This is a genomic window from Microlunatus sp. Gsoil 973 (assembly GCF_009707365.1).
GTDB lineage: Bacteria > Actinomycetota > Actinomycetes > Propionibacteriales > Propionibacteriaceae > Microlunatus.
The window spans coordinates 4,450,184-4,463,671 of record NZ_CP046122.1; the positions used below are offsets into that span (position 1 = coordinate 4,450,184).

Annotated in this window: 11 protein-coding genes; 4 read left to right on the forward strand and 7 right to left on the reverse strand. The window is 65.0% G+C overall.

Features of this window, described 5'->3' with window-relative positions:
- Positions 1–12: 12 nt before the first annotated feature.
- The 3 genes from GJV80_RS20885 to GJV80_RS20895 form a co-directional block, all read right to left on the reverse strand.
- Complete coding sequence (locus GJV80_RS20885) at positions 13–903, reverse strand: ABC transporter substrate-binding protein (RefSeq protein WP_195909044.1); 891 nt, start codon at positions 901–903, stop codon at positions 13–15.
- Between the two features lie 56 nt (positions 904–959).
- The gene (locus tag GJV80_RS20890) at positions 960–1,898 is read right to left on the reverse strand and encodes an ABC transporter substrate-binding protein (protein ID WP_195909045.1); all 939 of its coding nucleotides are present in this window, start codon (positions 1,896–1,898) and stop codon (positions 960–962) included.
- Between the two features lie 174 nt (positions 1,899–2,072).
- Positions 2,073–4,055: a M13 family metallopeptidase gene (locus GJV80_RS20895; RefSeq protein ID WP_154689545.1), complete on the reverse strand. Its 1,983-nt coding sequence runs from the start codon at positions 4,053–4,055 to the stop codon at positions 2,073–2,075.
- A gap of 43 nt (positions 4,056–4,098) precedes the next feature.
- On the opposite strand from GJV80_RS20895, the gene GJV80_RS20900 reads away from it, so the two are divergent.
- Entirely contained in the window at positions 4,099–5,160 is a 1,062-nt protein-coding gene (locus tag GJV80_RS20900; protein WP_154689546.1) for an aldo/keto reductase, read from the forward strand.
- Between the two features lie 20 nt (positions 5,161–5,180).
- Here GJV80_RS20900 and rfbA read toward each other — a convergent pair whose 3' ends face one another.
- The gene (gene rfbA / locus GJV80_RS20905; protein ID WP_154689547.1) at positions 5,181–6,053 is read right to left on the reverse strand and encodes a glucose-1-phosphate thymidylyltransferase RfbA; all 873 of its coding nucleotides are present in this window, start codon (positions 6,051–6,053) and stop codon (positions 5,181–5,183) included.
- Positions 6,054–6,093: 40 nt separating this feature from the next.
- Between rfbA and rfbB the strand changes: the two genes are divergently transcribed.
- The 3 genes from rfbB to GJV80_RS20920 are packed head-to-tail and all read left to right on the forward strand — an operon-like array spanning position 6,094 to position 10,673.
- On the forward strand, positions 6,094–7,110 hold the full coding sequence (gene rfbB, locus GJV80_RS20910) for a dTDP-glucose 4,6-dehydratase (protein ID WP_230207909.1): 1,017 nt from the start codon (positions 6,094–6,096) through the stop codon (positions 7,108–7,110).
- 2 nt (positions 7,111–7,112) lie between these two features.
- A complete protein-coding gene (locus GJV80_RS20915) occupies positions 7,113–8,504 on the forward strand; it encodes a sugar nucleotide-binding protein (protein ID WP_154689549.1) in 1,392 nt (463 codons plus the stop codon).
- A gap of 57 nt (positions 8,505–8,561) precedes the next feature.
- Positions 8,562–10,673, forward strand: a complete 2,112-nt coding sequence (locus tag GJV80_RS20920) for an ABC transporter substrate-binding protein (protein WP_154689550.1) — start codon at positions 8,562–8,564, stop codon at positions 10,671–10,673.
- 121 nt (positions 10,674–10,794) lie between these two features.
- Here the strand turns inward: GJV80_RS20920 and GJV80_RS20925 are convergent, their stop codons facing one another.
- From GJV80_RS20925 to GJV80_RS25260, 3 genes are all read right to left on the reverse strand, one after another.
- Complete coding sequence (locus tag GJV80_RS20925; protein ID WP_154689551.1) at positions 10,795–11,166, reverse strand: hypothetical protein; 372 nt, start codon at positions 11,164–11,166, stop codon at positions 10,795–10,797.
- Positions 11,167–11,228: 62 nt separating this feature from the next.
- On the reverse strand, positions 11,229–12,677 hold the full coding sequence (locus GJV80_RS20930) for a DUF222 domain-containing protein (protein ID WP_154689552.1): 1,449 nt from the start codon (positions 12,675–12,677) through the stop codon (positions 11,229–11,231).
- A gap of 154 nt (positions 12,678–12,831) precedes the next feature.
- The gene (locus tag GJV80_RS25260) at positions 12,832–13,056 is read right to left on the reverse strand and encodes a helix-turn-helix domain-containing protein (RefSeq protein ID WP_154690425.1); all 225 of its coding nucleotides are present in this window, start codon (positions 13,054–13,056) and stop codon (positions 12,832–12,834) included.
- Between the last annotated feature and the right edge of the window lie 432 nt (positions 13,057–13,488).

The window sequence follows — 13,488 nt, forward strand, 5'->3', positions numbered from 1 at the left end:
GAGTGACGGGCATTACTTCTTCGGGACGATGTAGCCCTGTTGCAGAGCCAGCGAAACGCCTGCGGACATGTTCGCACCGATGATGTCCCACAACGGGCTGCTGCCGTTCTTGTCGGTCGGCGGCCAGTTGGTGAAGGTCTTGTCCGAGTAGGAGAACTGGTAGACCTTGGTCGCGTACCAGATGTATGGGACCTGCTCGTTCACCATCTGGGCGTAGTCCCAGGTCAACTCGTTCAGCTTCGGGCCGGGGGCGACCTGGCGGGCCTGGCGGTCCAGCGTGGTGTTGATCTCGACGTTGCCCAGACCCGGAACGTCGACCTTGGGGCCGAAGCCGAGGCCGCGCTTGCCGGCATAGTTGCCGGAGCTGGCGTAGTTCTGCCCGGTTCCCAGCATCGCGTCGAACTGGTTCAGCGGGTCGTTGCCACCGACGAAGTACATGCCGGCGTCGAAGTCACCGTTGTGTTGATCGGCATCCTGTTGTGCACCAGACGTCGCGTTCACGTCGGCCTTGATGCCGAAGGCGGTCAGTGCCTTGGCGGCCGAGTCGAACGAGGTGACGATGTCGGAGGTGTCGGCGTTGGCCGTCAGGGTCATCTTGAACGGCTTGCCGTTCGGCATCATCCACTGACCGCCCTGCTTCTTGAAGCCCTTCGACTCCAGCAGCTGGGTTGCCTTGGCCGGATCGACCGGGTACTTGTTCAGCTGGTCGATCTTGTCCTGCGGCAGGTACAGCTTCTCCATCGTCGGGGAGATGCCGGTGTTGACTTCCTTCCACGTGCCGCCGGCGCCCTGAGCAGTGCCGTAGGCGGCGTTGCTCATCTGCTGCCGCGGGATCACGTAGGCCAGTGCCTGCCGGACCTCCTTGATGTTCAACGGGTACTCATGGTTGTTGAATCCCAGCACGAAGCCGAAGGCCAGCGGCAGCGCGGTGTGCGCGTTCGGGGTGCTGCTCCAGCGCTTCAGGATCGGCGGGGGAGATAGACGTTGGAGAAGTCGGCCCGGTTGGAGAACAGCTGCGGGTAGATCGTCTGGTTGGCGCCGTTCAGGTAGTCCAGGCCGCCGATCTTGATCTTGTCCGCGCCCCAGAAGCCGTCCCACTTGGAGAGTCGGGCCTCCTTGGTGGTGATGTTGTCCAGCTGGAAGGGGCCGTCACCGATCAGCTTGTCGACCTTCTCGGCGGCGAGTTTCTTGAAGGTCTCACCCATCCGCTTGAACTCCGGCATCTTCGCAGCCTTGTCGGGGTCCTTCTTGTTGGCCGCGAAGTAGGCCGGAACGTCCTTCTCCAGTTGCGGCGTGACGAACTTGCCGTACACGCTCGACGGGTAGGGCAGGATGTTGGCCAGGATGTCGTTCTCGGCCAGCGGGATCGGCTGCCCCTTGATCAGGCTGAACTCGACGGTCTGATCGTCGGTGGCCTTGACGCCGGTGATGTCGTTCCAGAAGCCGTCGCCGCGGGTGCCGTCAAGCAGCGCGGTGTCGTAGACGTCCTTGCTGGTGACCGGGCTGCCGTCCTGCCACTTCGCGCCCTCGCGGATGTGCACGATGAGCTTGTTGTTCTCGACCTTCCAGCTGTCCGCCAGCTGCGGGGTGTAGTCGGTCAGGCTGGGGTAGTTCTGGACGGCCAGCCGGAGCGTGATGAAGTCGTTCTGGATACCCAGCGCATTCACGTTGTACGGGTTGTACGACCAGGTGGTGTTCCAGCTACAGCACGGCGAGAAGGACAGGTACGGGGCGGAGGCGCCCTGGCTGTTTCCGCCGCCGGCGTTTCCGCCCGCGGCATTTCCGCCGCTTCCGCTGGTGGCCGTACCGGCCGAACACGCTGCCGCCATGGTCATCGCAACGCCGGCGGCGGCGACGGCCACCAGACGCTTGCCGGCCAGCCCACGCGTCTTACGCAAACCAGCCCAATCGATTAGCCGTACTCCCATACGGCGCATTTTTGACATGGATCCTCCTCGACCCCGAGCGGACGCCCGACGGGTGCAACACAGAGGATCATGGATTACTAAGGCGGCGTTAGTAAAGAGGCTGGAGGAAATTTCATCCCTTCGTCTCAGCCAACGGGCAAGCCGTTACCAGATCTTGACCCGAAGCTCCGGCGACAACCACAGCTTGTCGTTCTCTGACACCGAGAACGCGTCGTAGAAGGCGGGGATGTTGCGGACGATCTGATTGCAGCGGAACTCGCTCGGAGAGTGTGGATCGGTTGCCAGCCGCTGGATCGTCGCCTCCGGTCGGCTCTTCTCCTGCCAGATCGCTGCGTAGCTGTAGAACAACCGCTGATCACCGGTCATGCCGTCGATCACCGCTGGCTCCTGCTCGCCGTCCGGCTTCTTGGCCAGCGCGATCTTGTAGGCACGGTAGGCGATCGAGAGCCCTCCGAGATCACCGATGTTCTCACCGATGGTCAGCGCGCCGTTGACGTGGTGACCCGGTGTGTTGTGTGGTTCGAGGGCATCGTATTGTTCGATCAAGGACTTGGTCCGCTGCTCGAACGCGGCCCGGTCGTCGTCGGTCCACCAGTTGATCAGTCGTCCGTCACCATCACAGGTCGAGCCCTGATCATCGAAGCCGTGACCGATCTCGTGGCCGATCACCGAGCCGATGCCGCCGTAGTTGACGGCGTCGTCCGCCTCCGCGTTGAAGAACGGCGGCTGCAGGATGGCAGCGGGGAAGACGATCTCGTTGCGCAACGGGTGATAGTAGGCATTCACCGTCTGCGGAGTCATGAACCATTCGTCGCGGTCGACCGGCTTGCCGACCTGCCCGAGGGTCCGGTCCAACTCGTACTGGTGGGCGCGGATGACGTTGCCGACCAGGTCACCCGGCTTGATCTCCAGCGTCGTGTAGTCGCGCCACTTCACCGGATAACCGATCTTCGGCCGGAACTTGGACAGCTTGTCCAGCGCCTTGGCCCGGGTCTCGTCGGTCATCCAGTCCAGTTCGCTGATCGATTCGTGATAGGCGGCGATCAGGTTGTCGACCAGTTCGTCCATCCGTTCCTTGGCAGCCGGCGGGAAATGCCGGTCGACGTAGATCTTGCCGACCGCCTCGCCCATCCCGCCCTCGACCAGTTCGACACCGCGCTTCCACCGCTCCTTCAGCGACGGAATGCCGTTGAGGGTTGTGCCGTAGAACGCGAACCGGGCCTCGACGAACTCCGCCGACAGGTAGGGCGCGAAGCTGTTGATGATCTTGAACCGGGCCCAGGACCGCCATGCCTCAAGCGGCTCGCTGGTGATCAACCCGGCTGCGCCGGACAGGAAGGACGGCTGCTGGACGACGACCTCGGCGAACGCCTGCTCCTCGATCTCCGCTGACGCAAGGAACGTCCTGATCGCCAGGCCCGGTGCCGAGCGATCGAGGTCGTCCAGTGACATCAGGTTGTACTTGGCCTGCATGTCGCGGTTGCGCACCCGGTCCCAGTGGTGGGCGGCGATCGCCGTCTCCAGCGCCAGGACCCGGCCTGCCTGTTCGGTGGCATCCTCCAAGCCGGCCAGGCCGAAGGCCTTGGTCAGGTAGTCGGAGTACTTGTCCCGGATCTCCTGGTACTTGTCGTCGCGGTAGAACGCCTCGTCCGGCAGGCCCAGCCCGGCCTGCCCGGTGAACATGATCATCCGCTGCGGATCGCCCGGGTCGGCATCGGCGTCGAAACCGAACAAGCCGGCTATGCCGAGCCGGGCGAACCGCCCGAGCAACCCCACCAGCCGGGCGGTGTCGGTGACTTCGCCGACCTCCGCCAGCAGCGGCTGGATCGGTTCGGCACCCAGGGCCTCGACGGTCTCGGTGTCCATGAAGCTGGCGTAGAGCGCGGCAATCTTGCCCTCTTCGCTCGCCGGGTCGTCGGCCTCCAGGCCGGTGATGATGTCCTTGACCGCCTCCTCGGCGCCGTCGCGCAGCTTGATGAAGGCGCCGGTCCAGCTCTGGTCGGCGGGGATCTCGGTGTTCTCCAGCCAGGTGCCGTTCACGTGGCGGAAGAGATCGTCCTGGACCCGCACCTGCGGGTCGGCGGCTGACAGGTCAAGGGCGGCGGGTGCATTCTGCTCGACGGTCACATACCTCAGATTACGGGACGGGGCGGCTGCGTACGATGCCCGTATGCCGCGCTTCAACGATCCCGTCCCGGGCACCCACGATCCTTACCTGGCCGCCGCCGACCGCTACGCCTCGACCGACTACCGCAAGGTCGGCAGATCGGGTCTGCTGCTGCCGCCCATCTCGTTCGGGCTGTGGTGGAACTTCGGCGACAACCGGCCGTTCGACACCCAACGAGAGATCCTCAGGTACGCCTTCGACCACGGCATCACCCACTTCGACCTGGCCAACAACTACGGTCCGCCGTACGGCTCGGCCGAGGAGAACTTCGGCCGGATGATGATCAAGGACTTCGGCCCGTACCGCAACGAGATGATCATCTCGACCAAGGCCGGCTGGGACATGTGGCCCGGCCCGTACGGCCAGCTCGGCGGACGGACGTACGTCCTGAACAGCCTGGACGAGTCGCTGCGGCGGATGAACCTGGACTACGTCGACATCTTCTACAGCCACCGGTTCGACCCGGACACGCCGCTGGAGGAGACCATCGGAGCACTCGACACGGCCGTCAGGTCCGGGAGGGCGCGGTACGTCGGGATCTCGTCCTATTCGGCGGACCGCACGCGGCAGGCGAAGGCGATCGCCGACGATCTCGGCACGCCGCTGGTCATCCACCAGCCGTCGTACTCGATGATCAATCGCTGGATCGAGGACGGCTTGACCGACGCCCTGGACGAACTGGGCATGGGCGCGATCGCCTTCACCGCACTGGCCCAGGGGCTGCTCACCGATCGCTACACCAGCAAGGGCGGCGGCCTCCAGGGGCCGAGCCGGCCGAGCTTCACCCCGGACGCCGCCAAGAACGCCGACGTGGTCAGGCGACTCGACGCGCTGTCCGAGATCGCCCGGCGGCGCGGGCAGACGCTCGCCCAGCTGGCCCTGGTCTGGGTGCTCCGCCGGCCGACCGTCACCTCGACGCTGATCGGCGCCTCCAGCGTGAAACAGGTCGAGGAGAACCTGAAGGCGCTGGACAACCTCGACCTCAGCGACGAGGAGCTGGCCGAGATCGACAGCTACGCCGTCGAGGGCGGCGTCGATCTGTGGCGGTCGGTGGCCGAGAGCTGAGGCCAGCGGAGAGCGGGGCGTTAGTCCTTGCCCCGCTCCAGCAACTGGAGCAGGTAGTCGCCGTAGCCGGACTTCGCCAGCGCCTCGGCGCGAGCCGCGAGCCCCTCGTCGCTGAGGAATCCCTGGCGCCAGGCGGCCTCCTCCGGCGAGCCGACCTTCAGGCCCTGCCGGGACTCGAGGGTTCGAACGAAGTTCCCGGCGTCGTTCAGTGAATCGAAGGTGCCGGTGTCCAGCCAGGCGGTACCGCGCGGCAGGATGCCGACCTGCAGTCGCCCGTCTTCCAGGTAGCGCTTGTTCACGTCGGTGATCTCGTACTCGCCGCGGGCCGACGGGGTCAATCCGGCGGCGATCTCCACGACGTCGTTGTCGTAGAAGTAGAGGCCCGGGACGGCGTAGTTGGATCGAGGCTTCTCCGGCTTCTCCTCCAGCGAGATCGCCTGCTGGTTGGCGTCGAACTCGACCACGCCGTAGCGCTCGGGATCCGAGACCCAATAGGCGAACACCGCCCCGCCGTCGAGGTCATGGAATCGTCGCAGCTGGGTGCCAAGGCCCGGGCCGTAGAAGATGTTGTCGCCCAGCACCAGCGCGACCTTCTCATCGCCGATGAACTGCTTTCCGATGACGAACGCCTGGGCCAGGCCGTTCGGTTGGGGTTGGGTGGAGAAGCTGATCGAGATGCCGAACTGGGACCCGTCACCGAGAAGCCGACGGAAACTCTCGGCATCCTGCGGTGTGGTGATCACCAGGACGTCGGAGATGCCGGCGAAGATCAGCGTGGACAGCGGATAGTAGATCATCGGTTTGTCGTAGACCGGGACCAGTTGCTTGCTGACGCCGATCGTCACCGGATGCAGTCGGGTACCGGAGCCACCGGCCAGGATGATGCCTCGCACCCGCCCAAGTGTATGAAGTCGGCCCGCGGCCCGGGGTCGGATGCGTAAACTCGCACGGGTGAGCAGCTACCTGGTGACCGGCGGTGCGGGATTCATCGGCTCGAATTTCGTGCACCACCTGCTGTCGGCCACTGACGCCACGGTGACGGTCCTGGACAAGCTGACCTATGCCGGCAACCGCGCCTCGCTGGACGGTCTGCCGGCCGACAGGTTCCGCTTCGTGCAGGGTGACATCTGCGATGCCGCCCTGGTCGACGAACTGGTCGCCGGTCACGACGTGGTCGTGCACTACGCGGCCGAGTCGCACAACGACAACTCGCTGGCCGACCCGGCGCCGTTCGTGCAGACCAATCTGGTCGGCACCTACACGCTGCTCGAGGCGGTACGCCGCCACGACGTGCGCTATCACCACATCTCCACCGACGAGGTGTATGGCGACCTGGAACTGGACGACCCGCGGCGCTTCACCGAGCAGACGCCGTACAACCCGTCGAGCCCCTACTCCTCGACCAAGGCCGGTTCGGACCTGTTGGTGCGCGCCTGGGTACGCTCGTTCAAGGTCGCCGCAACGATCAGCAACTGCTCCAACAACTACGGCCCCTACCAGCACGTGGAGAAGTTCATTCCGCGCCAGATCACCAACGTCCTGGACGGCGGGCGGCCGAAGCTCTACGGCGCCGGACGGAATGTCCGGGACTGGATCCATGCCGAGGATCACAGCCGGGCCGTGCTGCGGATCATCGAGGCGGGCCGGATCGGTGAGACCTACCTGATCGGCGCCGACGGTGAGCAGAGCAACAAGGACGTCGTGGAGATGATCCTGGAACTGCTCGGCAGCCCGCGGGACGCCTACGATCACGTCAACGACCGGGCCGGCCACGATCTCCGCTACGCGATCGACTCGACCAAGGTGCGGGAGGAACTCGGCTGGCAACCGCTGTTCGGCGATTTCGCTGCCGGGCTGAAGGCCACCATCGAGTGGTACCGGGCCAACCAGGCCTGGTGGCGACCGCAGAAGGAAGCAACCGAGGCGAAATACCGCGCATTGGGGCAGTGATCATGACAGACCTCCAGGTGACAGAGTCCCCGATCCCCGGCCTGTTGATCATCGATCTGCCCCTGCACGGAGACAACCGCGGCTGGTTCAAGGAGAACTGGCAACGGGAGAAGATGATCAAGCTCGGGCTGCCGGACTTCGGCCCGGTGCAGAACAACATCGCGTTCAACGCCTCGGTCGGTGTCACCCGCGGCCTGCACGCCGAGCCCTGGGACAAGTACGTCGCGTTGGCGACCGGCCGGATCTTCGGCGCCTGGGTCGACCTGCGGGAGGGCCGCTCGTTCGGCACCGTCTACACCCGCGAACTCGGCCCGGGAACGGCGATCTTCGTGCCGCGCGGGGTTGCCAACGGCTATCAGACGCTCGAACCGGACACCGCCTACAGCTATCTGGTCAACGAGCACTGGAGCGCCGAGGCGCGCGCGCAGTACACCTTCCTGAACGTCTCCGACGAGACAGCGGCCATCGACTGGCCGATCCCGCTGCAGGACTGCGAACTATCCGAGGCGGACAAGGGTCACCCGCGGCTGGCCGAGGTGACGCCGATGCCGGCCAGGCGAACCGTGATCATCGGCGGTAACGGTCAGGTCGGCCGGGCACTGGCGGCTGTGCTGCCCGATGCCGAGGTCACCGATCGGTCCGTCCTCGATCTCGCCGATCCTGTCTCGCTGGACAAATACGACTGGCGTTCCTGTGACGTGGTGATCAACGCGGCCGCATTCACGGCCGTCGATGCCGCGGAGACGCCGGACGGTCGGCGGGCCGCCTGGGCGACGAACGTCGCCGGGGTCGCCGCGCTGGCCGAGATCGCTCGACGACACCGCCTCACCCTGGTGCACATCTCGTCCGACTACGTCTTCGACGGCTCGACCGGTCCGCACGGCGAGGTCGAGCCGCTGTCGCCGTTGGGCGTCTACGGCCAGACCAAGGCTGCTGGTGATCTTGTCGTCGCAGCGGTGCCGCAGCATTACATCATCCGTACGAGTTGGGTGATCGGCGACGGCGGCAACTTCGTCCGGACCATGATCAGGCTGGCTGCCAACGGGGTGTCACCGTCGGTCGTCGACGATCAACTCGGCCGGCTCACCTTCGCCGACGACATCGCCCGCGGCATTGATCATCTTCTCCGGGTGCGACCAGCCCACGGCGTGTACAACCTCAGCTGCGGCGGCGAGCCGCAGTCGTGGGCGAGCATCGCCCGCTCGATCTTCACCGCGCAGGGACGATCAGCCGAGGACGTCACGCCGGTCAGCACCGAGACCTACGGCGCGGGCAAGGAACTTGCGCCGCGGCCGCGGAACAGCGTGCTGGACCTGAGCAAGATCACTGCGACCGGTTTCGTGCCGCGAGACGGCGGCGAGGCGTTGGCCGGTTACCTCGACCAGCACGGGTAGAGTCCTGGGCACAGCGTCTCGCGGGGGCAGACACAAGCCAACCTTGGAAGGACGACGATGACCTTTCCGATCAGCCGCCGCGCCCTGCTGTACGGGTCGGCCGCTCTCGCCGGCGCCGCAGCGCTGGGTGCCTGCAGCAGTGACCAGAAGCCAGGGTCGCAGGGTACGAGCGGTGGCACAACATCGGGCGCTGTCGGGTCAGCGACCAAACCGTTGCCCAAGCCGGCCAAGTTCAACGAGGCGCCATCGCTGAAGGGCAAGGGGCTGCCTCCTGTTGAGCAGCGGTTGCCCGAGAATCCGTACGTCATCCCGCACAAGTGGGTGAAGCCTGGTAAGTACGGCGGTCGCATCAACCTCAATTCCAACAGCACCCAGGGCATGGCCTTGTCCAGTGGCGACACGGAGTTCTTCTACGGCCACTCGCTGCTGCGCTATCTCAACGACGGCAAGGACATCGGCCCCGGCCTGGCGGAATCCTGGGAGTCCAACGCCGACGCGTCGGAGTGGACCTTCCACTTCCGCAAGGGCATGAAGTGGTCCGACGGCCATCCGTGGACGACCGCCAGCATCATCTGGTGGTGGGAGAAGTTCATCCTGGCCCAGAAGATGGGACAGGCTGTGCCGGATGAGGCACGCTCCGGCAAGGGCACACTGGCGAAGTTCACTGCGGTCGACGACACCACACTGAAGCTCACCTATGATTCGCCGGCGCCGCTGGCTGCTGATCGGATCGTGGCCTGGGCGAATGGCAACGTCGGTCACAACGGGCCGATCTGGACGATGCCGAATCACTACCTGGAGCAGTTCCACCCGGACACCGGCAAGGACGTTCCTGCCGACTGGGACGCCAGCGGTGGCCTGATGGAGCAGAAGGCCGACTGGCATCGCAATCCCGATTGTCCGACGATGACGGGCTTCAAGTGCAAGTCCTTCGACAACAACAAAGGCGTCGTCCTGGAGCGGAACCCGTTCTACTACGCCGTGATGCCCAACGGCGACCAGCTGCCGTACGTGGACGAGATGTCCTTCTCACTGATCACCGACCCCGAGGTCGGCAAGCTCCAGATCCAACAGGGCAGTGTCGACTACGTCCACGGACCGTTCAACGCGATCCTGCTGGCCGATGTCGAGGGCATCCGGAATTCCCAGGACAAGGCGGGAACCGAGCTGATCCTGTGGGACAGCGGATCGGGCACCGGTTCGATCTTCTTCCTCAACTACGACTACATCGAGGACGACCATCGGGCGCTGTTCCGCGAGCCGAATTTCCGGAAGGCCATCTCGTTCGCGTTCGACAGGGCGACCGTGCAGAAGTCGGTGTACTTCAACACGGGCGAGCGGACCACCGGCACGTTGAGTCCGAAGGCGAAGGAATTCCAGGTCAACGACGAGGGCAGGGAGATCTACCGGGCCTGGCGTGATTCCGCCGTTGCGCACGATCCGGAGAAGGCCAAGCAGCTGTTGGACGAATTGGGCTGCAAGGCCGGATCCGACGGCATCCGTACGCTCCCGAACGGCAAGCCGCTTGAGCTTCGACTGGATTACCCCGCCGATCAGTCTGCGGAGCACACCGCCAAGGACAACCAGTTGGTGTCCGACCTGGCAAAGGTCGGCCTGAAGATGAAGCGCAATCCGATCCCGCCGCAGTCGTTCGATGATCAATGGCAGACCGGCAAACTGATGGCACACACCGACTGGGAGGTCGGCGACGGCCAGCCGCTGATCTACCCGGGCTGGATCGTTCCGGTGCAGTATCAACACTGGGCGCCGCTCTCGGGCCAGTGGTGGTCATTGAAGGGGACACCGACATTGAAGAAGGAGCTCAATGTCGATCCGTACAAGCGGCACCCACCGCGGATGGAGCCCGATAAGAACGGCCCGGTCCAGAAGCTGTGGGACCTTTATAGCCAAGCACTGCTCGAGCCGGATGAGGTCAAGCGCTTGCAGTTGGTCTGGGACATCTTCAAGGTGCACACCACCGAAGGCCCATTCTTCATGGGCTGTGTGGCGAACTACCCGCAGTCGGTGATCATCAAGAAGGACCTGAGGAACGTTCCGCGGAAGGAGAATCTTGCGCTGGGCGGTTTCGTCAATCCGTGGATCCATCCGACGCCGGCCGTCTACGACCCGGAGTGCTACTTCTGGAACAACCCGGAGGAGCACAGCTGATCAGGTGGCGGCAGGCAGCTGCCACTTCCGCCCGCTGGCAGAGCGGATCAGCCCGGCTTCGGCCAGGATCGGCGCCTCGATGGAGCCGTCGAGAATGTGATCGTCGAGTGCACGACGGAAATCATCGTGATCCTTCCAACGCCAGCTGCGGTCCGGGTCGACCCAGATGTCGAGTACGAGGTCCTTGGTGACGATGCCGCAGGCAGTGGCCGGCGCGGTGGATGTTGAGCTTGTGCGGGGAGTCTGGACGCTCGGCGACCACTGCCTGACGGGTCTTGAGCGCGAGCAGCTTCCGTTCCTCACGAGTGAGCCCCTCGGCCTCGGGGAGGTCACGGTTGGTCGCGTACGTGGCGATCGTCCCTTCCGGCGTGTAGCGGACCAGTTCGTCCGCGGTGCTCGTGATCACCCGAGCCGGGAAGGCACTCCACAGCAGACCGTGCCAACGCTCCTCGACGATCACGGTCGTTGCGATATCGAAGGTCGGCAAGGTCATGTACGGACTGTCTCACGTATTTCCGTTGTCGCGCACATGATCAACGGCGAGGCTGGGGGATGTCAGGCGGCGCGGGTGGCTGGGGCTCGGGCCATGGTGTCGGCGAGGTTCCAGACTTGTTGGGCGAAGTCTTGGCTGCCCAGGTCGTGGGTGCCGCTGTCGTTGACGATGAGTACTCGTCCGTAGCGTGTTCGCCAGACATAGTTGCCTGGCCAGGGTTGTCGGACCTTGATTCGGCCAATGGTTCGGGGTCGGTGTTCGTTCCGGGCGAGTGGGCCGAGGTTGTGCAGCCCGGTCTGTCGGGGTGGGCCGGCAGGGATGGGCACGAACGGGATGGTGTGGTCCAGGTCGTTGCCGCGATTCAGGCTGCTGGACCAGGGGAACACGCTGGCCGGCGTCCGGGCGACTAAGGCGTCCCTCATCCGGTCGGGCGTCTCGTACCGATCAACAGGCTTGACGCCGGCGACGTCGAGCACCGGTTGTAGCCGAACCCTGCAGCCCGTACCGAGCCAGTCCCGGATCGTTGACAGGAGGGCGGGACCGACCTCCTCGACCCTGGCGATCGAATGGTCGGGAGCGGTGAATGCTTCGCCGCTGATATGGACGTGCAGCGTCTCTGTGGGTGCCAGCTTGATGGGGTCGATCTTTGTGACCATCTGGGTGACCAGCTGCTCGGCTTGTTCGGCGTTCCAATCGGCGAAGAGGTCGGGTTCGTGGTTTTCGGTGAGCAGTCGCAGGGCGAGGGCCGGGTTGTTGATGGACAGGGCGGCGGCGACGGATCGCCAGCTGTCTTTGGTGTCTGCGCCCTGGGGGTTGACGCCGTCGGGCAGGTGGTCCCGGCGGGTGATGAGGATGTCGGCGAGCCGGTCGATGGCGGCGTCCATGTGGAATGCTTCGGTGGCGGTGACCTTGGCCTGGACGTCAACGAGGTTGTTGGTGTCGGGCCGGCCGAACCGGACCGCTCGATGCCGGGCAGCCTCGGCGGCGGAGTTCTCGCGGTTTTCCTGGTCGACCCGGATGATTTCGGCGTCGAGGAGGTTCTCCAGGCGTTGTTTGGACAGGTTGCCCAGGTGGCCGGCCAGTCGGAGGTCGATCTGGTCGGCCTGAGCCTTGGTAAGGCTGCGCGTCTTTTGGGCGATCAGCCGGGCTTGCCAGGCGGGGATGGCCCAGGAGTGGATGCGTGCCCAGATGTGCGGGTAGCGGTGGCGCAGGTCCAGGGCGTCTTCGATGAGGGCTTTGGCCTGGCCGGGGCTGAGTCGGGTTTCAAGGCCGAGGTCGGCTGCGGCGCCTTCGGCGATGCTGGGGGTTCCGTCGCCGCCGATGACCAGTTGGCGTTCGTCTGCGCCATTGTCGAGTTTGATCTCGAACGGGAGTCCGTCGCCCGGGTGCTGGTCTGCCCAGCAGGCGGCGACCTCGAGGAGTTGGCAGTCGGCGGCGTCCCTGGTCCGCACGCAACCGGCTGCGACCGCGGCAAGTCCCGAGGTATCCAGTTGTGTGAGATCCAAGCTCATAAGGAAATTCTAGGGACGGCCACTGACATTTCCGACGCTCGTAGTGTTGTCCGTCCGCCTCAGGTGTTGGCGGTTTCCGGACACCCGGATCAGCCCAGGTCGAACCTTGACAGCCGACACGGATTGATCGTCATCGGGGGCACCGACTCGAAGATCAAGTGCCGATTGCGATCATTCGGCGCAGCGATCCCGGCGTCCACCCGGACTCACGGTGGACCAGCCGTGTCAGGTGCGCTTGATCAGCGAATCCGACTCGCGCGGCCAGCTGGGCGAGGTCGGTCTCGCCTTCGGCGAGTTGATCAAGGGCGGCGGTGATCTTCAGGGCGATCCGATAGGCACTGATCGTGCGCCCGGTGGCTCGCCGGACGACGCGTTGCAGCGCACATCATCGACCCGCAGGGTGGGCGTCTCCATCACGATGCGTCCGGAAAGCACGGCGTCACGCCAGCGGCGGGCACCGACAGCGCAAGATCGTTCAAGACACGGAGGTCTGGGACCGGTGACGCTGGCATCACGACCAAGCCACTGACTAATCACTGCTGACCCACTTGACGGCATCGGCGCCCCACCCCGACCTCGGCCCCAATAGCGATCTGTACGGCCAGTTCGTCGGCTCCTGGGATGTCGACAATCGCCACTTCGAGGAGGACCGCGGCGTCTGGGTGGAGACCCAACGCAAGTGCACTTCGGCTGGATCCTCGGCGGCCGCGCGATCCAGGACCTCTGGGGTGGACCGGCCGAGGACGGGTTCGGCACCACGATCCGCTGCTATGACCGCGGTCTCGACGCCTGGCGGGTCGGCTGGTACGGC